At 31.5% G+C, this 26,791-nt stretch carries 29 protein-coding genes; 25 read left to right on the forward strand and 4 right to left on the reverse strand.

What is annotated here, in order from left to right:
- The first annotated feature begins 178 nt into the window (after positions 1-178).
- Positions 179-376, forward strand: coding sequence for a histone family protein (locus ACKI5C_RS10210; RefSeq protein WP_058738942.1), 198 nt, complete (start codon positions 179-181; stop codon positions 374-376).
- A gap of 219 nt (positions 377-595) precedes the next feature.
- Entirely contained in the window at positions 596-1,393 is a 798-nt protein-coding gene (locus tag ACKI5C_RS10215) for a class I SAM-dependent methyltransferase (RefSeq protein WP_407433014.1), read from the forward strand.
- A gap of 53 nt (positions 1,394-1,446) precedes the next feature.
- On the opposite strand, the gene ACKI5C_RS10220 is transcribed toward ACKI5C_RS10215, so the two are convergent.
- Positions 1,447-3,708 (reverse strand): hypothetical protein, encoded by a 2,262-nt coding sequence (locus ACKI5C_RS10220; RefSeq protein WP_407433015.1) that lies wholly within the window; start codon positions 3,706-3,708, stop codon positions 1,447-1,449.
- An 886-nt stretch (positions 3,709-4,594) separates the two neighbouring features.
- Between ACKI5C_RS10220 and rpl7ae the strand changes: the two genes are divergently transcribed.
- From rpl7ae to ACKI5C_RS10305, 17 genes are all read left to right on the forward strand, one after another.
- Complete coding sequence (gene rpl7ae / locus ACKI5C_RS10225) at positions 4,595-4,966, forward strand: 50S ribosomal protein L7Ae (protein ID WP_292797826.1); 372 nt, start codon at positions 4,595-4,597, stop codon at positions 4,964-4,966.
- Positions 4,967-5,000: 34 nt separating this feature from the next.
- Positions 5,001-5,207, forward strand: coding sequence for a 30S ribosomal protein S28e (locus ACKI5C_RS10230; RefSeq protein WP_042692817.1), 207 nt, complete (start codon positions 5,001-5,003; stop codon positions 5,205-5,207).
- Positions 5,208-5,221: 14 nt separating this feature from the next.
- Complete coding sequence (locus ACKI5C_RS10235; protein ID WP_149731004.1) at positions 5,222-5,383, forward strand: 50S ribosomal protein L24e; 162 nt, start codon at positions 5,222-5,224, stop codon at positions 5,381-5,383.
- Entirely contained in the window at positions 5,380-5,832 is a 453-nt protein-coding gene (ndk, locus tag ACKI5C_RS10240) for a nucleoside-diphosphate kinase (protein ID WP_407433016.1), read from the forward strand. The genes ACKI5C_RS10235 and ndk overlap by 4 nt, the downstream gene beginning before the upstream one ends.
- A 29-nt stretch (positions 5,833-5,861) precedes the next feature.
- The gene (gene infB / locus ACKI5C_RS10245; protein ID WP_407433017.1) at positions 5,862-7,652 is read left to right on the forward strand and encodes a translation initiation factor IF-2; all 1,791 of its coding nucleotides are present in this window, start codon (positions 5,862-5,864) and stop codon (positions 7,650-7,652) included.
- Between the two features lie 39 nt (positions 7,653-7,691).
- Positions 7,692-8,117, forward strand: a complete 426-nt coding sequence (locus ACKI5C_RS10250) for a 30S ribosomal protein S6e (RefSeq protein WP_407433018.1) — start codon at positions 7,692-7,694, stop codon at positions 8,115-8,117.
- Positions 8,118-8,179: 62 nt separating this feature from the next.
- Positions 8,180-9,394, forward strand: coding sequence for a translation initiation factor IF-2 subunit gamma (locus tag ACKI5C_RS10255; protein ID WP_407433019.1), 1,215 nt, complete (start codon positions 8,180-8,182; stop codon positions 9,392-9,394).
- A 15-nt stretch (positions 9,395-9,409) separates the two neighbouring features.
- Positions 9,410-9,802 (forward strand): PIN domain-containing protein, encoded by a 393-nt coding sequence (locus ACKI5C_RS10260; RefSeq protein WP_296794697.1) that lies wholly within the window; start codon positions 9,410-9,412, stop codon positions 9,800-9,802.
- 62 nt (positions 9,803-9,864) lie between these two features.
- Complete coding sequence (locus ACKI5C_RS10265; RefSeq protein ID WP_407433020.1) at positions 9,865-10,425, forward strand: DNA-directed RNA polymerase; 561 nt, start codon at positions 9,865-9,867, stop codon at positions 10,423-10,425.
- 2 nt (positions 10,426-10,427) lie between these two features.
- Positions 10,428-10,604 (forward strand): transcription elongation factor subunit Spt4, encoded by a 177-nt coding sequence (gene spt4, locus ACKI5C_RS10270; protein ID WP_296794691.1) that lies wholly within the window; start codon positions 10,428-10,430, stop codon positions 10,602-10,604.
- Positions 10,605-10,611: 7 nt separating this feature from the next.
- Positions 10,612-11,121, forward strand: coding sequence for a GTP-dependent dephospho-CoA kinase family protein (locus tag ACKI5C_RS10275; RefSeq protein ID WP_407433021.1), 510 nt, complete (start codon positions 10,612-10,614; stop codon positions 11,119-11,121).
- A gap of 19 nt (positions 11,122-11,140) precedes the next feature.
- The gene (locus tag ACKI5C_RS10280; protein WP_407433022.1) at positions 11,141-11,452 is read left to right on the forward strand and encodes a 30S ribosomal protein S24e; all 312 of its coding nucleotides are present in this window, start codon (positions 11,141-11,143) and stop codon (positions 11,450-11,452) included.
- 9 nt (positions 11,453-11,461) lie between these two features.
- Positions 11,462-11,614, forward strand: a complete 153-nt coding sequence (locus ACKI5C_RS10285) for a 30S ribosomal protein S27ae (protein WP_058738954.1) — start codon at positions 11,462-11,464, stop codon at positions 11,612-11,614.
- A 51-nt stretch (positions 11,615-11,665) separates the two neighbouring features.
- The gene (gene argH / locus ACKI5C_RS10290; protein WP_407433023.1) at positions 11,666-13,087 is read left to right on the forward strand and encodes an argininosuccinate lyase; all 1,422 of its coding nucleotides are present in this window, start codon (positions 11,666-11,668) and stop codon (positions 13,085-13,087) included.
- Between the two features lie 633 nt (positions 13,088-13,720).
- Positions 13,721-14,563, forward strand: a complete 843-nt coding sequence (locus ACKI5C_RS10295; protein ID WP_407433024.1) for a diguanylate cyclase domain-containing protein — start codon at positions 13,721-13,723, stop codon at positions 14,561-14,563.
- Positions 14,563-15,489, forward strand: coding sequence for a diguanylate cyclase domain-containing protein (locus ACKI5C_RS10300; RefSeq protein WP_407433025.1), 927 nt, complete (start codon positions 14,563-14,565; stop codon positions 15,487-15,489). Before ACKI5C_RS10295 ends, ACKI5C_RS10300 begins: the two co-directional genes overlap by 1 nt.
- Positions 15,490-15,531: 42 nt before the next feature.
- The gene (locus tag ACKI5C_RS10305; RefSeq protein WP_407433026.1) at positions 15,532-18,432 is read left to right on the forward strand and encodes a hypothetical protein; all 2,901 of its coding nucleotides are present in this window, start codon (positions 15,532-15,534) and stop codon (positions 18,430-18,432) included.
- Here ACKI5C_RS10305 and ACKI5C_RS10310 read toward each other — a convergent pair.
- Entirely contained in the window at positions 18,429-19,454 is a 1,026-nt protein-coding gene (locus tag ACKI5C_RS10310; protein ID WP_407433027.1) for an ATPase, read from the reverse strand. The two genes, ACKI5C_RS10305 and ACKI5C_RS10310, sit on opposite strands and share 4 nt — an antisense overlap.
- Positions 19,455-19,552: 98 nt before the next feature.
- Between ACKI5C_RS10310 and ACKI5C_RS10315 the strand changes: the two genes are divergently transcribed.
- Complete coding sequence (locus tag ACKI5C_RS10315; protein ID WP_407433033.1) at positions 19,553-20,092, forward strand: phosphatase PAP2 family protein; 540 nt, start codon at positions 19,553-19,555, stop codon at positions 20,090-20,092.
- Here ACKI5C_RS10315 and ACKI5C_RS10320 read toward each other — a convergent pair.
- Positions 20,089-20,379, reverse strand: coding sequence for a hypothetical protein (locus ACKI5C_RS10320; protein WP_407433028.1), 291 nt, complete (start codon positions 20,377-20,379; stop codon positions 20,089-20,091). The genes ACKI5C_RS10315 and ACKI5C_RS10320 overlap by 4 nt on opposite strands.
- A gap of 70 nt (positions 20,380-20,449) precedes the next feature.
- Positions 20,450-20,881 carry a flavodoxin family protein gene (locus tag ACKI5C_RS10325; RefSeq protein ID WP_407433029.1) on the reverse strand — a complete coding sequence of 144 codons (432 nt, stop codon included), beginning with the start codon at positions 20,879-20,881 and terminating at the stop codon, positions 20,450-20,452.
- A 306-nt stretch (positions 20,882-21,187) separates the two neighbouring features.
- On the opposite strand from ACKI5C_RS10325, the gene ACKI5C_RS10330 reads away from it, so the two are divergent.
- The 5 genes from ACKI5C_RS10330 to ACKI5C_RS10350 form a co-directional block, all read left to right on the forward strand.
- Entirely contained in the window at positions 21,188-21,805 is a 618-nt protein-coding gene (locus tag ACKI5C_RS10330) for an acyltransferase (protein ID WP_407433034.1), read from the forward strand.
- A 35-nt stretch (positions 21,806-21,840) separates the two neighbouring features.
- A complete protein-coding gene (locus ACKI5C_RS10335; RefSeq protein ID WP_407433030.1) occupies positions 21,841-22,002 on the forward strand; it encodes a rubredoxin in 162 nt (53 codons plus the stop codon).
- Positions 22,003-22,078: 76 nt separating this feature from the next.
- On the forward strand, positions 22,079-22,216 hold the full coding sequence (locus ACKI5C_RS10340; protein WP_407433031.1) for a rubredoxin: 138 nt from the start codon (positions 22,079-22,081) through the stop codon (positions 22,214-22,216).
- Between the two features lie 11 nt (positions 22,217-22,227).
- On the forward strand, positions 22,228-22,338 hold the full coding sequence (locus ACKI5C_RS10345; protein WP_058738961.1) for a rubredoxin-like domain-containing protein: 111 nt from the start codon (positions 22,228-22,230) through the stop codon (positions 22,336-22,338).
- A gap of 265 nt (positions 22,339-22,603) precedes the next feature.
- A partial coding sequence (locus ACKI5C_RS10350; RefSeq protein ID WP_407433032.1) for a hypothetical protein occupies positions 22,604-26,791 on the forward strand: 4,188 nt, incomplete at its 3' end.

A 26,791-nucleotide genomic window follows, 5' to 3' on the forward strand; every position in this document is an offset into this window, starting at 1 on the left:
TTCTAATTTTTTCTATAACTAACTGATATAATAATATATTTTATTTCAATTATTGCCTTATGAATGTTTAAAAAGTATGGTGTAGTTGGTGATATATATCAAAATTTGACCAATTTTGACCAATAGATTTATATATAGGAAAGTTTAAACTATTACTATAAAAAAATGAGGTGAAAATATGGAATTACCAATTGCTCCTGTTGGCAGAATCTTAAAAAACGCTGGTGCAGCTAGAGTATCTGATGACGCTAAAGAAGCATTAGCAGAAGCAATCGAAGATTACGGTAACGAAATCGCAGCAAAAGCTGTCGGATTCGCACGCCACGCTGGCAGAAAAACTGTAAAAGCAGAAGATATCAAATTAGCAATCAAATAGATGTATTCTGTTTAGTAAGAGTGGATAGTAATTTTTTAATTACTATCTTTTTTCTTTAAAAACTTCTTTTTTTGTATTATTTTGTAATTTATTGATTTTTTTGATGTTTTTATAAAATTATTCTTCTTTTGTAAAATTACTTTAACTTTCTACTTTTGTATTTATTAGAAAATAAATTTTTTATAAATTGTCATTTAAAAAAATATTTAAGGTGAAATCATGTCTGAGTTTGAGGGTGTAGAAGACACATTATTCATTCCGCTAACAGCAAGAATAACTGTTTCAAAAAAATTTCCAGAGTATTTTTTTGATCAAAAAGCATTAGAAATGGAAGATTTGATTAAAGATAAAAAAATTGAAGAAAATTCAACAGAATACTCAATTATTGCAAATGTTGCCCGATGTTATAATTTAGACAAAATGACTAAAGAATTCATAGAAAAATATGGCAAATGCAATATTGTCAATTTGGGTGTTGGGCTGGAAACCTCATATTATAGGATTGATGAAAAAAATTCATTATTTTTTGAAGTTGACCTACCTGAAGTGATTGAACTTAGGGAAAAATATTTGGAGCCGGGATTAAATGAAAAGCTCATTAAAGGAGATTTATTCAAACTTGACTGGTGTAAGGAATTAGACACTAATCTTCCAACATTAATTATAGTTGCAGGTGTTTTCCAGTACTTCCATGAAAATGATGTGGTTGAATTCATTGGAAATGTTAAAGACATATTTGAAAATGCTGAGCTAATATTTGATGCGGCAAACAAATTTGGAAACATATATTGCAATTTCTACGTTAAAAGAACAGGGAACAAATCTGCAAGGATGTATTTTTATATTGATGATGTGGAAGAATTTGCACAAAAAATTAATTGTCAATTGATTGAGTGTAGAGGCTTCTATAAGGACGCATTAAGAATTTTAGATAAAAAAGTGGGTTTATATTCAAGAACTGCTATGAGAATTGCAGATAATAGAAGAAATACAATGATTTTACATTTTAAACTATAACATTTTTTTTTAAAAAATAAAAGGGAGAAAGTAAAATATACTTTCGTAATAGATTATTCAATAATAAGGTCAACTACAGTCTCAAGACTATCAAGACTGCTTGCTTCACTCCATGTACCATGGACAGATTCTAGATTTTCAAGAATTTCTGCATGTATTGCTTCTATTTCTGGGGTTGTTGTAGCCGCAAGACCACCAACAAGTCCTCCCATTAATCCTATTACGGTAGGTCCTATTATTAGTGTTAAAACAGTCTCTAATCTGTTGTAGTTTATATCATATTGGTCCGAAATAATGATTTTTGCACATACACCGCCAATAGTAGCACTTAAAACAGCACCTAGGGTAGCACCAATAAATGGATTAGCCGTAATTATACCAGCAGCCATTCCTATGATAAGACTTGATAAGTAACATAATACAGTAATTTTGCAGCTTGTTTCTTCACTCATACTTTCGGCAAAATGAACCGGTCCATATTGATTTTCCGGGGTGCTTTCTATTCCATTGATTATGACTTTTCCACCCTCTCCAATACATATATGGTCTCCTTCACGGAATGCATAATTGCCATAGAAATAACAATTGTACAATTCCAATGCACCTTGATTAAATATTGCTCCACCTGCATCAGCAGTATTGTCTATGAATTTGCAGTTATTACAACATATTTTTCCTATGTTAAGTATTGCTGCTCCCCAGCCTATATCAAACATGTAGTCCATTTTATTTTGGGTGAATGTCATATTGTTGAAGATACATTCCCCACCCATATTTTCAACTGCTGTGTTAAATCCCATAATACATAAATTGGATGCGATAAACATGTCATCTTTAGTTAATATGGCCCATTTTTCTTCTTCTCTCAATTTAAATGAACCTTTAATTGTTGAGTAGTTACCATTGATATTGATTATATCAAAACCCATTTTTGCTGGTTGCCATGAGTCTGCACAATTAATAGATAGTTTTTTTGCAAAATTAATATTTAAAGCAGTTATTGCATCCTTTCTTAGAGGAAAATATCCTTCAAAATCGGGTTCAAATTTATCTAGGATAGGTAAAACAGAATTTAGTGCACTCGTTGTTATTAATGTATCGTAATCTGATTCACTATTAACGGTTTTATTGATAATAAATTTTATATCATTTTCAAATTTTCCATCAATTAATAAATCGAAAACTTCATTATACCTATAAACATTGCTGAAAATGTAATCTTTGGTATAGAAAACTCCATATTCTTTGAAATCTCGTGATATTGATAAAACGAATGTGCTTACTTCACTATGATATGTGATATAATATGAAAAATCATCATCAAGGTAGGTTATACCACCATTCATTATGGCAGAATAGAGTATGAAAACAAGGTCAAATTCTTTATCCGTTACATTTGAATAAACGCTATAACATAATTTGCTCACATCTATATTGCTGGGAGCTCCGTCATAAATTATATTGCCGCAGGTTTTGAATTTATTATTTATAACATTGAAATTTTTTCTGTTAAGGTCTATGAACAATGCTTCATGCATAAATTCAGATTCACTATCCTTAAAAGAATTATTTACAAGTGTATTTCCATCACCACCAATATAAACTGCACCTCCAATAATTTGAGCCGTGACATTTATGAATGTACAGTTGACGATGAGACCATCGTTTCCATTCCAGCTTATCGCTCCACCTACTGACGCTTTAGTATTTTTGAATGTGCAATTTGAAATAATGCCGTTATTACCAAACCAACAAATAGGGCAGGGATCATGGCTGTGTTGTACATTTAATTTGTCATTGATTGGAATACTGTATGATAATCCCTTTGGTTGGGAATTAATAAATGTTAAATTATCTATCTTTACATTATTTCCTGTTATTATAAAAATTTGGAAATTTTGGGATGCTCCTCCAGCATCTATTATATGGCCATTTCCATTAATTATGATGTTATTTCCTTTGATTGGGATTATATGTTCTGATAAAGGCATTAATTTTTCATCATCACTAAAATAGTAATCTCTGTCTATATTATAAGTTTCTCCAGGTTTGATATTTTGGATAGCTCTGTTTAACTCTTCATAACTTCCAGTATTTTTCATATTATCCGGATTATTATCTTCAATCAGGAAATTTTGAATGTCAGGATTTAAAAGGTAATCGGTCGGTTGGTATTCATTTAGTGGTGTGGTGTAATTAAACGTGGTGTGGTCAGTCGGTGTGTCATTTATGTCGTTTGCACTAACGCACGAAAGGCTCAGCAAAAAACATAAGCCAGTTATAAATATGATTGTTGATTTAAATTTTTTTGTCATTTCTTTTTATTCTCTCCTTTACTCTATAATTGTGCTATTTATTTTACAGTATTTAAAATTTTTTGCAAGTGTGTACTTGCATATGCAATTTTTATTAATAAAATTAGAACATTATTCAGTTTTTATAAAATAAATTTATACATTTATTTAATTTTTTTAAATTAATATAAACAATAAAGAATGTAATATTTTTTAGTCAGAACGAAATAATTATCCAAATCATTTCATTGAAATAATAACATAAGGGGAATCATATTCTCCCAATCATTTCTTCACAAATGGCATAAAAAATATCTTAAGTTAATCATAACTCTTTTCATTCTGTGTTAATAGATATTTTAAGGTTATTTGCCTGTTTGATATGGATTGACATAAAATTTGCAATATAATTAATAATTAAATAAACATCATCATAATTATTGATGTTGTAGAATGTTGCTATCCAAACATAGAATAATATCAAAAGAAAAATTTAAATGGACTAAAATTTAAACCATAAAAATAACTGTTATTTTTTGACTGTTTTTAGATAACATTTATATGTAATGAGAACAAACATAATAAATGTCTAGTTCTCTAGAATTATTTCATTAATTACTAAATTTTTATTTTTAGTTTTGCTAAAAATTATATGAAATTCAGAAGTATTTGTATTGAAAGTCTAACTCCTCTTATTTTTTACTAATGGAGTTATATTTAGTGATATATGAATTATTCAAGAATTAGTATTATTAAAAACTATAATAGATTATTCATTAATTATATAGTTTGAGTAATTTCTATAGTTAAAAAAATAATATAACTATATATAATTACAATTATTATAATTCAAGGAATTATAATAAGCCGATGGATGGCATAGCCAGATGAAAAAGGAGGTTTATTTATGGCAAAAGCAATTTATGTAAAATTTGACACACCTGAAGAATTAGCTAACCAAGCTGAAGAAGCATTACAAACCGCTCAAGAAAGTGGTAAAGTAGCAAAAGGAACTAACGAAGTAACCAAATTTATTGAAAGAGGAGACGCAGCATTAGTCGTTATCGCAGAAGATGTTGACCCTGCTGAAATTGTTGCTCACATTCCTGTTCTCGCTGATGAAAAAGAAATTCCATACGTCTACTTACCTACCAAAGAACAAGTTGGTGGAGCTGCAGGTTTAACTGTTGGTACCGCTTCTGCTTGTATTGTAGACGCTGGTGATGCTGAAGCTGCTGTTGCTGAAATTGTAGAAAAAGTTGCTGAATTAAAAGAATAGATAAATTCTTTTAATCGATCATACGGTGATTTACATGGAAGAAGGAACTCCTGCTGAAGTCATTGAAGTTTTAAAAAGAACTGGTATGACTGGTGAGGTAATGCAAATTAAATGCAGAATCCTCGATGGTAGAGATAAAGGAAGAATTTTAACAAGAAACATTATGGGTCCTGTAAGAGAAGGCGACATTTTAATGTTACTTGATACAATTAGAGAAGCTAAGGAAATTAGAACTCCTTAAGAAGGTGTAAGAGCATGAGAACTTGTTCATTCTGTCATAAAGAAATAGAAGAAGGTACAGGAAAAATGTACGTCAAAAGAGACGGCTCAATTTATTTCTTTTGTAGCAGCAAATGTGAAAAGAATATGATTAAACTCGGAAGAGTTCCAAGAAAAGTTAAATGGGTTAAAGAATGATTCAAAAAAGTTTTGTTATGATGAAACCAGACGCTGTTCAAAGACGTCTTATGGGTAAAATTTTGTCTCGTTTTGAAGAAAAAGGTCTTCAAATTGTAGCTGTTAAATTAATGCAAATTGATGAAGAATTAGCAAAAACTCATTATGGGGAACATGTAGATAAACCATTTTTCCCAAGTTTAGTTGAATATATTACTTCTTCACCATCTCTCGCAATGGTTATTGAAGGAGAAGAAGCAATTACCACTATTAGAAAATTAGTTGGTGCAACTAATCCTTTAGAAGCAGATCTTGGAACAATTAGAGGAGATTTTGCAATGGATACCGGTAGAAATATTATTCATGCTTCAGACTCTCCAGCTTCTGCAGAAAGAGAAATTGGTCTTTTCTTTAATGAAGATGAAATTTGCGATTATCAAATTATTGATAACGAATTAATTTACGAATAAATTTAAAATTGTATTATTTGAAAGATATTATGAAAATTAGATCCCCTATTGTATCAGTTTTAGGACATGTAGACCATGGAAAAACTACTTTGTTAGATTATATTAGAGGAAGTACTATTGCTGATAAGGAAGCTGGTGGTATTACTCAACATATTGGAGCTACTGAAATTCCAAATGATACTATAGATGAAATTTGTGGAAACTTCATTTCTGCATTAACAATTAAAGATTTAATTCCAGGATTATTCTTTATTGATACTCCAGGACATGCTGCTTTCACCAGTTTAAGAAAACGTGGTGGAGCATTAGCTGATTTAGCTGTTTTAATTGTTGACATAAATGATGGATTTAAACCACAAACTTATGAGGCTTTAAATATTCTTAAAATGTATAAAACTCCATTCATTGTTGTAGCTAATAAAATCGATATGATTTTTGGCTGGGAAACTCATGAAGGTGCTTCTTTTAAAGAATCTTTTAATCAACAGGCTCAAAGTGTTAAGCAAACTTTAGACACTAAAGTTTATGAAATTGTTGGTACACTTCACAAGGAAGGTTTCCAGTCTGAAAGATTTGATAGGATTAGTGATTTCGCTTCACAGATTTCCATTATTCCTATTAGTGCAAAATCCGGTGAAGGAATCATTGAAGTTTTAGCTATGCTTTTAGGACTTGCTCAAGAATATCTTACTGAGCAACTTGAAATAAATGAGGATGCTCCAGCTAAGGGTACTGTTTTGGAAATTAAGGAAGAAACAGGACTTGGACTTACTGTTGACAGTATCATTTATGATGGTGTTTTAAGAACTAATGATGAAATTGCTTTAATGACTTCTACCAATGAAGTTCTAACTACTAAAGTTAGATCAATTTTAAGACCTCTTCCTTTGGAGGAAATGAGAGATTCTAAAAAGAAATTCCAAAAATTTGATGAAGTTGTTGCAGCTGCAGGTATTAAAATAGCTGCACCTAATTTAGATGATGTTGTTTCCGGTTCTCCTTTAAGAGTTTTAAATGATGAGGAGGATGTGGAAGAAGAGATTTTAAAAGAAATTGAAGATATTACTATTAATACTGATGATGAAGGTATTTTAGTTAAAGCAGATACTCTTGGTTCTCTTGAAGCTATTGTTCAGTTATTAAAAGAGTTAGAAATTCCTATACGTGAAGCAGACATTGGAGACGTTAATCGTAGGGATATTATTAATTCTTCAATCGCTTTAACTGAGGATGAAAATCATGGTGCTATTATTGCATTTAATGTAAGTGTTCATCCTAATTCTGAAGAAGATTTAAACAATTCAGATGTTCAGCTTTTCAAAGGCGATGTTATTTATCAAATCCTTGAAGATTACGAAGAATGGATTAAACAAAAAGAAGAAGCTCGTAAAAAAGCATTTTATGATGCAATCATCAAGCCAGCTAAATTCATGGCACTTCCAAAATTAGTATTCCGTCAAAGTAAACCTGCCATTATCGGTGTTGAAGCTTTAAGCGGAACTGTTAAACAAGGTCAAAAACTAATTAATAAAAATGGTGAAAGTGTTGGAATAATTGCTAGTATGGAAGATAAAGGGGAAACATTACCTGATATTTCTAGAGGTCAAAGAGTAGCTATGGCAATTGATAATGCTGTAGTTGGTAAAGATTTCGATGAAGGGGATGAATTATTCATAGATATCCCTGAAAATCATTATAAATTCATTGAAAGAGAGTTTAAAGAGAAATTAACTGAAGATGAATTTGAAACTCTCTATGAATTTTTGGAAATTAAACATAAACAAGATCCTGATTGGGGGAAATTCGGTCTTTTCGAATAATAGATTACGATGATATATTAAAAAATAAGGAGGAATACCATGGCATTCAAAGTAGTTGTTTCTAATAAAGCAGAATCTTATCAAGTTGAAGTCGATGATACTAAAGGTTTAAATGGTTTAGTCATCGGTGACGAATTTGATGGGGGAATTGTTGGTTTAGATGGTTATACTTTAAAAATCACTGGCGGTAGTGATAAAAATGGTTTTACCATGAAAAAAGATGTTCCTGGTACTAGAAGAATAAAAAGTTTATTAACTGGTGGTACTGGTTATCATCCTAAAAAAGCAAAAAAAGTCAAAGGTGTTAATAAAAAAATCACCGTTGACGGTGTTAAAAGAAGAAAAACCGTAAGGGGTAACACTATTGCTGATGATATAGTACAAATTAACAGTGTTGTTGTTAAAGCAGGATCAAAACCGATAGCTGATATTCTTGGTGCTGGTGAAGAAGAAGAGGAAGAATAGTTCTACTATTTTTCTTATTTTTACTTTTATGTTGAATTAAAATATTGAAAAGGTGGTTATCTGTGAATGTACAGTCAGATGTTAACATAGGTTTGGTTGGTCACGTAGACCATGGTAAGACTACTCTTACTAAAGCATTATCAGGAGTATGGACAGATACTCACAGTGAGGAAACTAAAAGAGGTATTTCTATCCGTTTGGGATATGCAGACATTGAATTTAGAAAATGTCCTAAATGTGGAGAGCCTGAATGTTATACTACTGCAGATGTTTGTGAAATTTGTGGTAGTGAAACTGAATTAATCAGAAAAGTTTCTTTCGTTGATGCTCCAGGTCACGAAACCTTAATGGCAACTATGTTATCTGGTGCTGCTATAATGGACGGAGCAGTTTTAGTAATTGCTGCAAATGAACATTGTCCACAACCACAAACTAAAGAGCATTTAATGGCACTCGATGTTATCGGTGTTAAAGATGTTATTGTAGTTCAAAATAAAATTGATATTGTTTCAAAAGAAAGAGCTATTGAAAGTTATAATGAAATTAAGGAGTTTGTTAAAGGTACTTGTGCTGAAGACGCTTTAATAATACCAGTTTCTGCTCAACAAGGTGCAAACATGGATATATTAATTGAAGCTATGCTTGAAAATATCGAACCTCCTGAAAGGAAGTTGGATGGTACGGCTTTAATGCATGTTGCAAGATCCTTTGATATTAACAAACCGGGTTCCGGTGCAGATAAAATCAAAGGAGGAGTTATTGGTGGTACTTTAGTTCAAGGTAAATTAAGACTTGGCGATACTATTGAAATCAGGCCGGGTATTAATAACAATAATCAGAGAATTTATTTGACTTCCGAGATTATTGGTCTTGAAGCTAATGGTAAACAGGTTGAAGAAATAGGTCCCGGAGGACTTGTTGGTATTGCAACTAAATTAGATCCATCTTTAACTAAATCAGATTCTCTTTCAGGTTCTGTAGCTGGTGAAGAAGGTACTTTGCCTGATGTTTTAGATAGTTTCACTATGGAATCTCATTTACTTGATAGAGTAGTTGGTACTAAAGAAGAACGTGATGTTGCTCCAATTAAACTCAAAGAACCTTTAATGATTAATTGTGGTACTACAACTACAATTGGTGTTGTTACATCAACCAAAAAAGACGTTGTAGATGTTACACTCAAGTTGCCGGTATGTGCAAGTCCTGGTGACAGAGTAGCATTGTCCCGTCGTGTTGGTGCACGTTGGAGATTAATTGGTTATGGTATTATTAAATAATGTTTGAGGGCAATAATGAGCATAAAAGAAGTTGTAATTGATACCAATTTTTTTATGGTTCCTTTTCAGTTCAATGTTGATATCATCACTGAACTGGAAAATGTATTACCTTCTTATAAATTAACTACTCCAAGCTTTGTTATCAATGAATTGAAGGGTTTAAAAAGAAATAACAAAGGTAAAATACGTTTAAATGCTAATTTGGCCTTAAAGTTAGCTAATTCTTCAAAAGTTGAAATAAAGGATATTTCATTGCTTGAAAACGAAACTGTGGATGATGCGTTACTGAGAGTTTCAGAAGTTTTAGCTACAAATGACATAGAATTAAAAAAACGTGCAAAAGCAAAGGGAATTACTGTCGTTTATTTAAGGCAAAAAAATTATATAACTGTTGACGGTAAGATATAAAATATATTAGAATTATAAATTAATTAAAAATTCATAAAAAAATAAAAAAATGAGGGATTATTTTGTACTACAAGGTCAAAATTGAAGATACAGTGAGAATACCTCCTCGCAGGTTTGATGAGCCTCGTGAAAAGGTTGCAATTGAAACTTTAAATGAGACTTATATCGGACGTTTGGATAAGAATTTAGGTTTATTCATCTGTGTCAATGAAATTGAAGAACTTGGTGAAGGTAAACTTATTATGGGTGATGGTGCTTCATACCATAATGTTGTTTTCAATTCAATATTCTTTAAACCTGAACTACAAGGAATTATTGATGGTGAAGTTATTGAAATAGCTGAATTCGGTGCTTTTGTTAGAATTGGTCCTATGGATGGTTTAATCCATGTATCACAAGTAACTGATGACTTTATTACTTATGATGCTAAAAGGGGAGCATTACTTGCAAAGGAATCTAATAAAAGTTTAGATGTAGGCGATTTAGTTAGGGCAAGAACTGTAGCTATTAGTCTTAAGGACAATTCTGTCAAAGATACTAGAATAGGTCTTACAATGAGACAAAATAATTTAGGTAAATTTGAATGGATTGAAGAAGCAAAACAAAAAAGTAAGAAGGCTTAAAAATGAAAGCGTGTACTGTTTGCAAAATGTTATCAAATAAAGAACGTTGCCCATCATGCGGTAATCCTACTTCCGATAATTGGAGTGGTCTTTTAATTATTACTAATCCTGAAGAATCTGAATTAGCTCAAGAATTAAATATTAAAATTCCTGGAGAATATTGTTTAAGAGTTAGGTAGTGGTTAAGTGTTACGTTTGGATGCAGAGTTAAATAAAGATATAATAATTGAACTTAAAAAACCGTTAGGTAAATTATATCCTGACTTTGAAGATGCAATTGATAGAATTAAATCTTCCAAGTTTTTAATATCTGTAGGTGATGCAACTTTCGCCAATCTTATTGAATATGAATTATATCCTAATCTTGCTATTATTGATAATTTAATTCAGAGAAAAAATTACGATCATGATGTTATACATACGGAAAATATTTTAAAAACTAACAATCCTGCTGGAACTATTACTGATGATCTATGGGAAACCATAGGCAAGGCTCTTGAATTATGTGACAATGGCGAATGTTATGTAATTGATGTGGCCGGGGAAGAAGATCTTGCAGTTCTTCCTTGTATCTTAATGGCTAGTAAGGATACAACCATATTATATGGTCAACCTAATGAAGGTTTAGTTGTTTTAAATGTTTCTGATACACTAGATAAAGCTCAAATGTTAATTGATGCCTTTATTGAAGAATAAAATTAAGTGAGGCTTAATTATGGAAATTGAAATTTTTGAAGAAAAAGAAAACAAATTGTTCAATAGAAAAGAAATCAAATTCTATGTTGATTATGATGGAGAAGCTACTCCTAAAGTATTAGATATTAAATCTAAATTAGTAGCTTTATTAAACGCTAAAAAAGAAACTGTCGTTGTAGATAATGTACAACCACACTACGGTGAACCTAAAGCTTTAGGTTATGCTAAAGTTTATGATACTGTAGAAGACTTAGAATACATTGAAACTAAACATGTAATTGCTAAAAATACTGAAGCTGCTGAACCAGCTGAAGATGAGGAAGAAGAATAGGTGATTTTAATGGTAAGAAAATCTGATCTTTACAAAGTGGATGGCGACAAACTTGAAAGAAAAAATCAAATTTGTCCTCGTTGTGGTGAAGGTGTATTCATGGCAGACCATGGTGACAGAGTAGCTTGTGGTAAATGCGGATACACTGAAATGAAAAAATAAGATTTTTAATTAAATCTTTTTCTTTTTTTTTAATTTTGAATGGTGATTCTTGTGGATAATATAAGAAATGGTAGATTTAAAACAGGAATGACTGATCAGGCAGCTGAATATACTTCTTCTTTAGATGCCGATAAAATAATCTTTGAAGCTGACATTAAAACTAATTTTGCACATACTTCCATGTTAAAACATGAAGGCATTATCGATGCTGATGTTGCCGATAAGATTTTATGTGCTCTTGAGGAACTTAAAGAGGAAGGTTATGGCGCTTTGGTTTTTGATCCTTCAGTTGAGGATGTCCACATGGCTATTGAAAACTATGTAACATCTAAAATAGGACCTCAGGCAGGTTATATGCATACTGCAAAGTCACGTAACGACCAGGTTGCAACTGATATCAGATTAGTTTTAAGAGAAAGGATTATAGGCATTCAAATTGGTATTTTGGAGTTCATTGAAGGTATTGTAGAAATGGCCGGAGAGCATTTAAACGACGTATTCATTGGATTTACTCACTTGCAGCATGCTCAACCGATTACTATTGCTCATCATTTAATGGCTCATGCACAGGCTTTAAAAAGAGATTATGAACGTCTGGATGATACATATAAACGTGTCAATTTAAATCCTTTAGGCTGTGCAGCTATGGCAACCACCAGTTTTCCTATTAATCGTGAACTGACTACCAAATTATTGGGCTTTGATGCTTATCTAGAAAACTCAATGGATGGAGTTTCTGCAAGGGATTTCATTGCGGAGACTGTTTTTGATTTGACCAGTTTATGCACTACATTATCTAAAATCTGTGAAGAACTGATTTTATGGAGTACTTATGAGTTTGGGGTTATTGAAATGGCTGATGAATATTCATCAACTTCTTCCATTATGCCTCAAAAGAAAAATCCTGATGTTGCAGAGCTTGCGCGTGGAAAATCCACTATCGTTAACGGTGAACTAGTCACTATTTTAACTATTCTTAAAGCTATTCCATATACTTATAATCGTGATTTGCAGGAAATTACTCCTCATTTATGGAATGCGCTTAAGGTAACTGAAGACACTTTATCAATCGTTACCCGTATGCTTCTTTCAGTTGAATTCAACACCGAAAGATGTGCTGAGTTGGCAGGACGTAATTTTGCAACTGCAACTGATTTGGCAGATATTATGGTTCGTGAAAAAGAAATACCATTTAGAACTGCACATAAGATTGTAGGCCGTATTGTAAATGAAGCTAGTGCCAATAATATGGCTGAAGAGGATATTACATCTCAATTCATTGATGATATTGCAGTTGATTTAGGTTTTGATAAATTAGGATTGGCTGATGAATTGATTCAAAACGCTTTAAACCCTGCGGAAAATGTTAAAATCAGACGTGTTGTCGGAGGACCTGCTCCTGAAATGGTGGAATTGGCCCGTGATAACATTAAAGTCTTTTTGAATGAAGAATTTGAAAAAAAGGGAATTTAATTTCCTTTAACTTATTTTTTTAGGTATGCCTAAACTTTATATATTTGTTTTTATATATGTTATATTAGCATTTTAATGCTAAGATTGGTTAGTGGATATTTAGTTTTGATAGAATTATATGGAATCTTTTTCATGTATGGCTCAGCTTCTATTAATTACTAAGTATTTCTAATTAATCGAAATTATTCTTGTTATTAATTATTTCCTAAAAATTCATTGGCTAATTATTCATATAATTTTATATTTATTTTTTATATATTTGTTGTAGGGAGAGGATTTTCAAGTATTTTAAACTTCTTGTTTGCAAGATATTCAATTAAGAATTGGATAAAACGGAGAATGAATTATCTTAATGGTGCAAATACCATGAATTCTACAAGTTGCGGTAGTTCAATAAGAGGTTTTTCCTATTATATAATATGATGTTGGAAGTTCAAAGATATTGGCATATCCGCGGAGTTATGATATGGGCAAAATTTATATTTTTTAATAATAAAAAATATATTACAGTTTTATAGAGGGATTTTCATTTTTAGTACACAAAAAATTTTAATTATTAGTGATGATGAAGAAAATATTTCTGCAAATCACTTTCGGAAAATTTTAGATAAAGACAAATACGATGATATTGAATTGTTTTGTTCTAAATCCGGATTAGATGATTTGAAGATGAATATGAGAAGAGACTTTTATGTAATATTAATTGATTATGATAATTTGGATGGGGATATTAATCATTTAATTGGCTTGATTAGGTCTTATTTATCTTCATTACCTCTTATTGTTGTATTATCTTATGATACTTCTATTTTTAGTAGAAAAATAATACCTCATGTTACTTTTCATGATAAATCCAAGTCTTTTGAAACAGTATATAATCAATTAGTCAATTTCATAAAATCTATGGAATTCTGTAAATCTATTAATGATGTTTCTCATCTTCCGGGAAATATAGTTATAAATCAAGTAATGGAAAATAAACTCAAAAATAATGAAGATTTTGTAATAATGTATATTGATATTGATAAATTTAAACCGTTTACTGATTATTTCGGAATCTTTCGATCAAGTCAAGTTATTAAATATTTAGCGCGTTTAGTCATTGACTTAATTGAAAAATATGGTTTGCCTGAAGATTTTGCAGGTCATGTTGGTGGAGATGATTTTGTTGTCATATTCAATAGCCATGATAATTATAAACTTATTGGAGATAAGATAGTTGAGGAATTTGATAAAAATATACAAAGATTCTATGATGAAATTGATGTGCAAAGAGGCTATATTGAAGTGTTAAATAGGGAAAGTCAATTAGAAAAATTCCCATTCATAACATTGTCAATTGTTTCTATTAGTAATGAATTAAAGGATTATTCAACTACTGAAGAAATATATAAAGATTTGATGATTTATAAAAAAGAGGCTAAACAAACAATGGGATCTATATTATTGCATAGTGCTGATATGGGGGGAGTATAATGTTTCATAAAAATGTTGTTGTCATTGATGATGCCGGTGATTTTTTTGAAGAGTTAAGCGATGCCTTTCATGATGATTTGGAAATAATTATCAAATATGTAAATTCTGATTTTGAGTCTTTAAAACAATTTTTGAAAAGAGATACATATATGATTTTAATAAATATGGATGGTTTAAAAACAGATTTAATGGAATTGGTTGATTTCATTCAGAATAATTTATTTTACCTGGCTCTTCCAATAATGGTGATATCTGATGATGAAGATTTTGTTAGAAACCCTCCGGAATTAGGCTCACTTCTCTTCAATTCTATTCTCAAACCATCAAATATGGATGATTTGAAATCACTTTTGGAATTTTTCATTGAAATTTTAGAATATAACCGGAATATCAATGATATTTCTGGCCTTCCAGGTAATAAAATTATAAGTTCAAAATTATTATATGAAATTTCTCAAAATACCAAATTTGCATTCGTATTTTTAGATTTAGATAAATTTAAAGAATTTGGAGAATATTTTGGATTATATAAGGCAAGTCAAGTAATATATATTTTAGCTAATATAATTGATCAATCGATTAAAAAATATGGTTCATTTGAGGATTTTATAGGTCATGTTGGTGGAGACGACTTTATATTGATTTTAAAAGATTATAGATCTGCTGATGTAATTTGTAATGATATAATAGCTAAATTTGATGAAAAAATCTGTGAGTTCTATGGTGAAGAGGATTTAGAACGAGGATATATCGAAACGATTAACAGGTCAGGTGAAGTTGAAAGGTTTAGTATCATGACTATTTCCGTTGTTTCAATGAACTATACTGATTTTAAAAATCAGTCTTTCGATCAAGTATTCCGGTCATTAAATGAGATTAAGAAAAAGACCAAACTTATTGAAGGAAGTGTAATGTTAAAAAGTTAAAAAGATTAGCATTGTTTTTAAAATATTGTAAATGGTAAAATAATGAAAAAGAAAATATTTTTATTAACAATTTCATTGATTTTTATTTTTTCAATTTCTATTGTATCTGCTAGTGGAGATACAAATCAAACGGATATTGGTATTTCAGATAATGATATTATTGCAAATGAGAATAATATTTATGTTAATGTAAGTAATCTTGAAAATGGTGACGGATCGATTGATAATCCTTATAACAACTTTGGAAGTGCTGCCGGCAATGCCAGTAATGGTTCTGTAATATATCTTTCTTCTGGAGTGTATTCTGGAAAAGGTGTTAATGTAAATTTGACAATTGATAAGTCTTTGAATTTGGTCAATTGGGATAATGGGGATGTAATCTTTGATGGATTAAACCAATCCAATATCTTCAATGTTACTTCGCCAGTTTTCAATGTAAGTAACATTATTTTTAGAAATGCAAATGCAGATTACGGCAGTGCATTATATTTTGCAAATGGTCTTAAAGACAGCAATATCAATGCTACCTTTTTAAATAATCGTGCTGAGGTTAATGGTGCGGCCATTTTCATCAACGGCGAAAATACAAATAATGTTTTCAATGGATACTATTTTAATAACGTTGCACATGATGGCGGTGCAATTTACATTGATGGTGAATCAAACAATAATGTTTTCAATGCCACTTTTAATAAAAACAATGCACTTATAAATGGTGGAGCACTTTATTTCAATAATGTCTCTTGCAATGACATCTTTTGCGGTCGATACATTGGCAACACAGTTAATGTTACCTCTGGAGGTTCAATCTACTTTTTCAGCGAGACTAGAAAGAATATTTTTAATGGAGACTTTATTAAGAGTTATTCTCCATATTTTGGTGGGATAATGTTTGATGCTTCATCATATGGAAATGTTTTTTCAGGCAATTTCATCAATAATTCTGCTTTTTATGATGGCGCTGCAATATGTGCATCTTGGAATATTGAAAATTGTGTTTTTTCAGGCAATTTCATCAATAATTATGTTCATGAGTTTGATGGCTCTTCAATCTGTTTGGTGGGTGATTCTCATAATAATATTTTCAATGGTTATTATGCAAATAATTATGCTGCTGAAGGCGGTGTAGTTAGTTTCGGCGGCTCTATAAACGACACAGTTAATGGTACTTTTATAAATAATTCAGCCCATGCTTTTGGTGGTGTACTTCTCTTTTGTGATATTGTTGACCATTTATACGTTAATGCAACATTCATCAATAATTCCATTGAACGAAGCGGTGCTGCAATAACATTTTATAGAAATTTTGCGAATAATGTAACTAATTCCATCATTGCAGGGGATTTCATAAATAATACTGCAGATGTTTATGGTGGAGCAATTTATTTCTACGCTCTTAGAAGTGAAAATAATACAATTTCTGCTAATTTCATAAACAATACATCTCCTAAAGGATCAGCAATTTATTTTAGATGTGAAGAAATAATCAATACCACATTCATTAATTCCAATTTTATTTCAAACAAGGCAGATTCATCATCAATCGATTATTGTATTGATGACAATAACTTGCTCGTCAATGCTTCTCTTAAAGCTTTCCATAATTATATCAATGCGATTTATTCCATTAATGATAAGCAATTGCATTTTGTTAATGTAAGCTATTGGGGTGAGAATGGCATTATCCACAGTGGAGACGTTACTTTTAATGCCTCTGATTTGGAAGTGGGTCAAAATTTAACTTTAGAGATATATGGGGGCGGAAAATGTATTTTAAACATTACAAACGTGACCAATAATGATGGTTATGCATCTTTTGACTATTCCACTTTGGATTATGGTAATTATACATGTTTGCTGTATCATTGTGATGATAATTATTATACTGCCATTTCCAGAGAATTTAATTTAACTATCAATCCATTTGTAGTTGAAGTTGAAAATCTGGTTAAATATTATTCTGCTCCGGATAAACTGCTTGTTAATTTAACTGACCGTGAAGGCAGAGCTATTGCAAATCAAAGTGTAATATTTAACATTAATGGCAGGAATTATACCAGAACATCTGATGAAAACGGCAGTGCAGCTTTGGCTATTAACTTAAACTCCGGTGAATATCCTTGTGTTGTTTATGTGAATGATACTGCTTTCAATGTTAATGTCACAGTTTTAACCACTGTTAACGGTACAGACATAACTAAAGTTTATAGAAATGCAACCCAATACTATGCAACATTCTTGGACAGTGAAGGCAATTACCTTAAAAACGGAACTGCAGTCAGATTCAATATTAATGGTGTAATGTATGACCGTGAAATTAGTGGGGATGAGGGTTTAGCCAAATTAAACATCAATCTCGCTCAGGGAGAATATATCATTACTGCCATGAACTTGGAAACAGGTGAATCCGCATCCAATAATATTACTGTCATTCCAAGAATAATTGAAAACGAAAATATTACAAAATACTTCAGAAACGGCACCCAATATAGTGTAAAAGTCATTGGGGATGATGGAAATCCTGTTGGTGCAGGTGAGGTTGTAAAATTCAACATTAACGGCGTATTCTATGAAAGAACAACCAACGAATCCGGAATCGCAAAGTTAAATATTAATCTGAACCCTGGAGATTATATAATAACTGCTGAATATAACGGTTCTGCCGTGTCAAATAATATTAAAGTTTTACCTATATTGACTGCCGATGATTTGGATAAGAAATATGGTGATTCCACTCCGTTTGAAGCTAAACTGGTTGACGGTGAAGGCAATCCCTATTCAAATCAGACTGTTGAATTCAACGTTAATGGTGTATTGTACAATAGGACTACTGATGGTGATGGTATTGCGAAATTAAACATTAATCTGCAGGCTGGAGAGTATATTATTACTTCAACCTATGATTATGCGGTAATTTCTAATAAAATCACTGTTAGAAATTAATCTTTTGTTTTGTAGAAACTCCAAATCAGGTCCAGGGCTTCACCAGGCTCCAGAGCTTGAGAACGAGTTTCTCTTAATATTCTTTGTATTGAATATTTTTTCATATGTGGATAATTTTTGTGGACTTCATAAAGCAGCGGACATCCAAATCCTTTAAACTCTCTTAAATCATAGTTTCTGATTAAGGATTTTATCTCTTGCTTACCAGTTGATAAACTTGCTGGAAGGTTCAAGCGATATAATGAATCGTCCTGTTTATTTATGCATTGTGTTCCAGTTGCAAGCATATCACCAAATATGATTATTGGAATTTTATTATCTTTTGCATATTTTTTAATTAGTCCTCCAGTATTTTTAGAACATCTTCCGCAGGGATGGAGCTTACCCTCTAAAGACTCTTTAATAACATCACTATAGTCAGTACTTATATATTCGTGTTTAACATCTAGCTTTTCTGTTACTGTTTTAATATTGATTTTGTATTGGTTCGGCAGGATTATTGTTCCGGGATCTACTGTAATGGCTATTGGATTAAAGCCCAGCTTTTTTGCTAAAATCAATGAAAAACTGCTGTCGACACCACCTGAAAGAGCAACAACAGCTTCGGTATTTTCACTTTCGCTGAATTTATTATTTTCAAGATAATTTTCAAAGTTAAAACTATAGATATTGTCTAATTTATCTTTGATTACTTTTTTCAGGTTATTGATTCCCATTAAATCCAAATCAATATTTTCAACAGTTCTTTTGGATAATTTTAATTTATATTCTTTGTTTAAAAAGTCTCCATAGCTTTCAACATGAATGCTTTCAAGATTGAGTTTTTCTCTAAGTTTTCCAACAACCCAACCTCCTTTTCCAATAATTGCGGATTTATCAGGTCTGTCTTCAGTTATTATCCATAATTCATTTGTATCTTCGTTGAAATAAAGTTCTTCAATATAGATATTAACCTCATCATGACCTATTTCACGCCTTATCGTGTTAACTTCATCTAATATGAATTTTTTATCCAACATCATATCGCCCCTATAATAAGTATTTTATAATTTGAAAGTTATATATTATATGAGGTTTTATTTTGATTAATGTAAATTTTTTTTATTTTATCAACCATAATTTGCAAAATCCGGTATTTGATGTTATAATGCCTTATATAACATTTTTGGGAGGATTTGAGTCAGTATTACTTTTTTGTCTTATTGCTATTCTTTTATGTATAGTTTTTAAGAAGAAAGATGCTAAAAGAATTGCATTATTATGTTTGTTGTCTCTAATAATTGCTGCGGGAATAGGCTTTCTTTTAAAACATATTTTTACACAGCCAAGACCTGACCTTTTAGTGGATGGTGTTCGTCTTTTGGTTACAGAAACAGATCCGAATGCATTTCCGTCAGGCCATACCTTATCAACTTTTTCTGTTGTTGGATTTCTGGCTTTAAAATTGAAAAATAAATTATGGAGTACTCTTTTAATTATATGGGGTCTTTTAGTTGGTTTTTCAAGAATATATGTAGGCGTTCACATGCCTATTGATATTTTGGCAGGAATTATTGTGGGTATGTTTTCAGCATATTTTGTTTATAAATTTGAAGATAAAATCCTTAAAATCTATTATGGTGTGGTTGGGGTTTTTAAAAAGTATTTAGTGAAAAATTAGTCTTTCAAATCACTAATTTTTCCAATATATTCAAAATCGTCTTTGTTGTCCATGTATTTGACACCTATTTCCTTGCCGTCAGGATAATGGGTGATAATGGACATTCCATCATTTACATCGATGGTAATTCTTCTTAATTTTTCACCGTTTTCAGCTTCAATTACTACAACATCTCCATTTTCAACGAGTTTTCCTTCTTCAAAGTCATCGCTGATGTCTGTTGAGTACCAGTGCTGTGGTAATTTTAATCTTAAATCTAAACTGTCAAGCAAATCTTTTAAATGCATAATTTACACCTTCGTTAATAGTAATTTAACTTGGAAGTTATATAAAGATTTTGTAACTTTCTAAGGGTTATTATGGTGAAACAATATTCTTTCCGAATTCCTGAAGATTCCTTAAATCCTCATCATTTGGTCTTCCTCTGTGAACAAGTTTGAAAGCACCTCTGCAGTGGAATTCCTCTTTAGCCATAGTAATATTGTTATTTTCGGCTATTTTTTTCACTTGTCTGTATGTAGATTCAATCAAAGCTGCGCTGCTGAAGTTAACAATTTTTCCCACATTAACATTAATGTTTTCAATGAATTCTTTAAGTTTTGGGTCTACACCTGCTGCATAAACTGCACTTCCCAAAAATAGAATATCAACATCTTCAGTTAATGGGTTATCTACAGTCAATGCCTCAACACCAACAGCTTCGCTTAAAGCTTCCGCCATTTTTTTGGTATTGCCTGTTTTTGTATAATATCTGATTGCAATTTTCATGTATTCTTGTATATTTTTCAATATATTTATAATTTGATTAATTTTTAGCTAGTTTTTGACATCTTTTAATTGAACCAGTTAATATATATACTAATGAATTACATATTTTAATTCATTAACAAAGTTAATTTAATTAAGTGAAGGTTTGATATTATGGTACGGTTTTCATCATCACTGGAGGATAAACAACCACAAAAAAGAAATAATCAAGTCCCTGACGGATTTGACATGGAGTATTCAAGATTGAATCAACGTGAAGTTAGACAAAGACCTGTTTATACTCAGGAAGCACCACGTTATGTTGAAAAACAGCCTCCAGTAGTTGAGATGAATGACGATTATGATAATATCATTTTAGATGAAAAACCACAAGTCAGACAACCTTTACAATTCAATCCAAAGGACAACATTCAGTTCGGTGTTGAATATTCGCCAAATTCAAAACCGCCTGTCATTGGAAATAATCATACAATAAGATCCAACTCAATTATTTATAATGATGTTGTAATTGGTGATAATTTCAGAACAGGTCACAATGTGGTAATTAGAGAAAATACTAACATTGGAGACGACGTATTGATTGGAACAAACACTGTAATTGAAGGTGATGTAATAATTGGAAATGATGTAAGTATACAGTCAAATGTTTACATCCCAACCAATTCCGTTATTGAAGATAATGTATTCATCGGTCCATGTGCTTGTTTTACAAATGATAAATATCCTGTTAGAATTAACTATGAACTTCAAGGTCCGCGTATAAGAAGGGGAGCTTCAATTGGTGGTAACACTACATTCCTGTCTAATGTTGAAATAGGAGAAGGATCAATTGTTGCTGCTGGAGCTATCGTAATTCACAGTGTTCCTCCATTTTATTTGGCTATTGGAACACCTGCACGTATTAAACCTCTTCCAGACCATTTAAAAGTTCCTAATAAATTATGATTATTATTTTTTAAAAAACAAAGGAGAATATTCTTATGGCAAAATGGAAATGTAAACTTTGTGGATTTGTATATGATGAGGATGAAGGTTTGCCTGATAGAGGAATTGATGCAGGAACTCCTTTTTCAGAACTTTCTGATGCATTTAAATGCCCTCAATGTGGTGTCAGTAAAAAGATGTTTAAAGAAGTAGAATGATTTATATATCATTGCCTACTATAAATTATTTAATGAGAAACTTTTTGTAGTTTAATATAAAAAAGGAGATAAGATTATGGCGAAATGGAAATGTAATATGTGCGGATATGTATATGATGAGGATGCTGAAGGTACTGCTTTTGAAGACCTTCCGGATGACTACAAATGTCCTATGTGTGGCGCATCAAAAGATATGTTTTCTAAAGTAGAATAGGAGGAATAATAATGGCATTCGTTTGTAAAGTATGTGGATACGTTCATGAAGCTGATGAATTACCAGATGACTTCACCTGCCCAATGTGCGGTGTAGATGCAAGTAACTTCGAAGAACAATAATTTTTGTTCTTTAACTTTTTTTTTATTTTAATTTTTGTAATTTCTATTTTTTTTAGTTGTTTTTATCCATGTTTATATATAATGTGTGACAATATTATATATCATATTAAATTAATTTAAGTGAATAATATTCAATTATAGAAATTATTTTATTTGATAAATGGGGATTTATTGATTATTTTTCTATAATTTTTTCTTAAATTAATAAAATACTGAATAAATATCTGGGGAGTGTTTATTTATTAGTTTTAGTCAAAAGTTGCTAATGATTTTAGTATTGTGTTCATTATTAATTCTTTTTGCTGGCAATGCATTTGCTATTGAAGATAATAACTATAATGTTAGTCAAAATATTGAAAATTGTAATGGTAGTTTAAATGTTCAAGATAATTTTTTTGATTTTAATATTAATTTAAATGATTCTTCCAGCGCTGATAATCGTTTGGGCATAAGCAATGAAGATTTGCTGGCAGACCCTGTTTATCCTGGGGGCACTGATTTTTCTGACATTATGCAAGCTATTGTTTCTGCACAGAATGGGGATACTATTTTTCTAAAAAATCTTACTTATACTGGATCTGGAAGCGAAATAGTTGTGGATAAGCAAGTCACTATTGTCGGCGGTTTTAGTTTGGATGATGGATTAATGGCTACATTAGATGCGCGTAATCTATCACAAATATTTGTTATATCTGCGGATAATGTTGTTTTAAAAAATATTAACTTTAATTATGGTAATGCTCCTACAGATGGTGGTGCAATATACTGGACAGGTAAAAACGGTAATATGTCTTATTGTAGTTTTTTAAACAACACTGCAAAGACATATGGTGGTGCCGTTTACTGGGACAGCTTAAACGGTAATATGGAAAATGTTATTTTCGTGAACAATTCTGCTAAGGATGATTCTTACTATGTTTATGGTGGAGGTGCTATCTATTGGAAAGCAGCCAACGGTAATTTAAGCAATGCAAAATTTATTAATAATTTTGCCAGACGTGGGGGTGCTGTTTATTGGGCTGCTGATAATAGTAATTTAAGAAATATTGAATTTACTAACAATTCAGGATGGTTTGGTGCTGCTCTTTACTGGGAAGGAAAATACGGTAAATTAATTTATTCTAACTTTACTAATAATTGTGGTGATTATGGAGGTACCGGAGGTGCTTTTTACCTTGATCAGAATGGTTCTTACAATGATGTATCCTATTGTAATTTTGTAAATAATTCCGCCGTTAAGGTTGAAAGTGGTTCAGGCGGCGGTGCTATTGCATGGTATGCTACAAATGGTAATCTAAGTTTTTCTAATTTCACTGAAAATCATGTTAATTTTGCTGCCGGTGCTGTTATGTGGCAAGGAAATTATGGTAATTTATGGAATTGTACTTTTTATAAAAATTATGCTGACGGATATGCACAAAGCTCATATTCTGGGTCAGTATATAGAACAGGTTCTGCAGGTGCCGTCAGATGGCTTAGCAGATATGGTAATTTAACCAATTCCACGTTCATTGAGAATTATGCATGGAGTTCCGGCGGTGCACTTTGGGGAGACCAGATTGATGCCATTATAGATAATTGTATTTTTATTAATAATTCTGCTAAAGATTCCAATGGAGGATCTATTTACTGGAGTACCGGAGGTTCTACTGTAGAACATGCTCCTAAAATCATTAACAGTATTTTTATCAACAGTACTGCCAAAGGTTTCGGCGGTTCCATTAACTGGGATGCTCCTCATGCAAACTTGATAAATCTTACTTTTATCAACAGTTCTTCTGAAGGTTATGGTGCCGGTGCAGTTGCTATTTCCGGTGATTATTCTCTTGTATATGGATGTAACTTTACAAATTGTACTACAAAAGGTAATGGTGGCGGTATCCGTTCAACCATGTCATTTACAAATGTAACTCACTGTAATTTTATCAATACCTCAGCTGAGGGGTATGCAAATTACGAGGGTCCTGGCGGTGGAGGCGCTATTTACTTTGCTAGTCAAGGTTCTTATATATCCTATTCAACATTTGTAAACTCCAGCACTGATGCTGATGGCGGTGCTCTTAATCTTCATGCTACTGGAATTAGGGTATTTAATTGCAGCTTTGAAAATACATCTGCAAAGCTTGACGGTGGTGCAATAAGTCGTAAAACCCATGACGTTACTGTCTTTGATAATTTGACATTTATAAATTCAGTTGCAAAAACAGGATCAGGTGGTGCCATTTACTGGAAAGAGCCGGGAGTTTATACTTCCACTTATATGGCCAGATGTAACTTCACAAACACTTCTGCTAATCAGTTGGGTGGTGCTATTTACAGAGAATCCACTAACTTAATGTTTGATATAAACATCGTTAACACTAGTGCAAAACAGGGTGGTGCTATTTACTTTAAGTATTATGGGGGTAGTGTGAGCAATGTTAGTGTTATTAATACCTCAGCTACAGAAAAAGGAGGAGCTATTTATTCTTATTCATTTTATTCACCTATAACTAATGTTAGCATTATTAATACTACTGCTGGCATTGATGGAGGTGCTATGTATTTAGAGTATTCTGAAGCTACTTTAAGAAACATTACTTGTATTAATGCATCTGCCAATAATTTCGGTGGTTCTATTTATTCAGATTACTGGGGTAATTGGTACGATCTTAAATTTATCAATTCATCTGCATTGGATGGCGGTGCTATCTATAAGAACTATGATACAGGTAATATTGTTAATGCCACTTTTATCAACACCACTGCCGATCGTGATGGTGGTGCTGTTTACTGGACATATTCTAGGGATTATAATTCCAAAAAAAGTCTAATTAACGCCAGTTTTACTAACAGCCATGCTAAACGTGATGGAGGTTCAATATTTTGGCAGGCTTATATGGCTACTTTTAAAAATCTTACTTTTAATATAGGTTCTGCTGGCCAGGATGGTGGTGCAATCTTTTGGAATACTATTGGTGCTAATATTACTGAGTCAAATTTCACTAACATTACTGCTGGCCGTAATGGTGGTGCTGTTTATATGAACGGTAATAATGGTAATATTAGTATTTGTAATTTTACCAATAACTCTGCTTCCAATAATGGTGGTGCTATATACTGGAATGGCATTGCTGGTAAAGTTGAACATTCACTTTTAACAAATAACACAGCCGTATATGGTGGTGGTATTTATTGGAGTGGTAATGATGGAATTATGGATGTTTTAGAGTTCATGGGCAATAATGCGACTAACGGTTCAGCCATATATAAAGACAGAAACTCTAATTCATTGACTATTACAAATGTTCAATTTGATAAAAACAGAGCTAACGCTCATCATATTGAAATTGAAGTTGAAGGTAATGAATCATATTCCTTGGCCGATGTTACCGTCAATATTTATTTGGTGGCAAACGATAATATTGCTAATGCAATTTGGAATGATGGTGCTAATAATACTATTCTTTTAGCCAATATTACTTGTGTATATTCTGAAAATGGTATTAAACGTCCAGAACATACATTTAATGCTCTTACTGAACCTATAAGTCCTACCTATGAAATTAAAGATAACTCAACACTTTGGCAAAGTCCTTATGAGTATGCTCAGCTATTAGATGTTGTCATAACTAATCCTGAAGGTACTGTTATTTATAACCTTGTGGACGGTAAACTTAAAAGAACTAAAAGCAATACTAGAAATTTACTCTCTGCAATTAGATTTGATGATGAGGATATCAATGTAACTGATAAGGATGGTAAAATACACATAGAATTTACAAATCTGGAAGCAGGTAAATACAATATTGCGGCGGAACATAAATGGGACAAATATTACACCAATACTGCTAATGGGGATAATTTCATCATATATGATTTAAATGTCACAAAAACCACTGATGATGTTTTGGTTACTATTGGTCATAATGTAACATACAATATTACAATATTTAATAATGGAAGTCAAATTGCAAAAGATATTAAAATGTCTGATTTGATTCCTAGTCAATTAAAATTAGTGGATTATAACATTACTTGGCTTAATAGAACTGCTCCTGATTGGACTTTAGATTATAATGAAAATACAAATGAATTCATAATTCATAATAGTAATCAATTTGGGGATGAATCATTCATTCCTCCTTTTGAAAAAGTTCTAATTACTTTAGTATTTAATTCCATTAATGTAGGTACATTTAATAATACTGTTTCTGTTTTGAGTAATGTAACTGGGGATAAACCAACTAATGCAACTTCACAAAACACTACAGTTGTTCCTGTTGTTTTGAATATTAATAAGACTGTGGATGTTTCTCCTGTTGCTAATAATACTGTTGTTAATTTTACTGTTTGTGTGTCTAATGTTGGTTTGGGTAATGCTACTGGTCTTGTTGTTGTTGATAGTTTGCCTGCTGGTTTGACTTTTGTTGATGGTGGTATTGTTGATGATCCTTATGGTGTTGTTGTGTAT

This window comes from Methanobrevibacter sp. (genome assembly GCF_045646045.1).
GTDB lineage: Archaea > Methanobacteriota > Methanobacteria > Methanobacteriales > Methanobacteriaceae > Methanocatella.

Bases quoted from the DNA above. Each gene is read 5' to 3' on its own strand.
- ACKI5C_RS10345 (WP_058738961.1), top strand. From the start codon at position 22,228: ATGGCATTCGTTTGTAAAGTATGTGGATACGTTCATGAAGCTGATGAA.
- ACKI5C_RS10300 (WP_407433025.1), top strand. From the start codon at position 14,563: ATGTTTCATAAAAATGTTGTTGTCATTGATGATGCCGGTGATTTTTTT.
- ACKI5C_RS10285 (WP_058738954.1), top strand. From the start codon at position 11,462: ATGGTAAGAAAATCTGATCTTTACAAAGTGGATGGCGACAAACTTGAA.
- ACKI5C_RS10260 (WP_296794697.1), top strand. From the start codon at position 9,410: ATGAGCATAAAAGAAGTTGTAATTGATACCAATTTTTTTATGGTTCCT.
- ACKI5C_RS10220 (WP_407433015.1), bottom strand. From the start codon at position 3,708: ATGACAAAAAAATTTAAATCAACAATCATATTTATAACTGGCTTATGT.
- ACKI5C_RS10215 (WP_407433014.1), top strand. From the start codon at position 596: ATGTCTGAGTTTGAGGGTGTAGAAGACACATTATTCATTCCGCTAACA.
- infB (WP_407433017.1), top strand. From the start codon at position 5,862: ATGAAAATTAGATCCCCTATTGTATCAGTTTTAGGACATGTAGACCAT.
- ACKI5C_RS10320 (WP_407433028.1), bottom strand. From the start codon at position 20,379: ATGCATTTAAAAGATTTGCTTGACAGTTTAGATTTAAGATTAAAATTA.
- ACKI5C_RS10280 (WP_407433022.1), top strand. From the start codon at position 11,141: ATGGAAATTGAAATTTTTGAAGAAAAAGAAAACAAATTGTTCAATAGA.
- ACKI5C_RS10330 (WP_407433034.1), top strand. From the start codon at position 21,188: ATGAATGACGATTATGATAATATCATTTTAGATGAAAAACCACAAGTC.
- ACKI5C_RS10335 (WP_407433030.1), top strand. From the start codon at position 21,841: ATGGCAAAATGGAAATGTAAACTTTGTGGATTTGTATATGATGAGGAT.
- ACKI5C_RS10310 (WP_407433027.1), bottom strand. From the start codon at position 19,454: ATGATGTTGGATAAAAAATTCATATTAGATGAAGTTAACACGATAAGG.
- ACKI5C_RS10235 (WP_149731004.1), top strand. From the start codon at position 5,222: ATGAGAACTTGTTCATTCTGTCATAAAGAAATAGAAGAAGGTACAGGA.
- ACKI5C_RS10210 (WP_058738942.1), top strand. From the start codon at position 179: ATGGAATTACCAATTGCTCCTGTTGGCAGAATCTTAAAAAACGCTGGT.
- ACKI5C_RS10340 (WP_407433031.1), top strand. From the start codon at position 22,079: ATGGCGAAATGGAAATGTAATATGTGCGGATATGTATATGATGAGGAT.
- ndk (WP_407433016.1), top strand. From the start codon at position 5,380: ATGATTCAAAAAAGTTTTGTTATGATGAAACCAGACGCTGTTCAAAGA.
- ACKI5C_RS10305 (WP_407433026.1), top strand. From the start codon at position 15,532: ATGAAAAAGAAAATATTTTTATTAACAATTTCATTGATTTTTATTTTT.
- ACKI5C_RS10230 (WP_042692817.1), top strand. From the start codon at position 5,001: ATGGAAGAAGGAACTCCTGCTGAAGTCATTGAAGTTTTAAAAAGAACT.
- rpl7ae (WP_292797826.1), top strand. From the start codon at position 4,595: ATGGCAAAAGCAATTTATGTAAAATTTGACACACCTGAAGAATTAGCT.
- ACKI5C_RS10250 (WP_407433018.1), top strand. From the start codon at position 7,692: ATGGCATTCAAAGTAGTTGTTTCTAATAAAGCAGAATCTTATCAAGTT.
- spt4 (WP_296794691.1), top strand. From the start codon at position 10,428: ATGAAAGCGTGTACTGTTTGCAAAATGTTATCAAATAAAGAACGTTGC.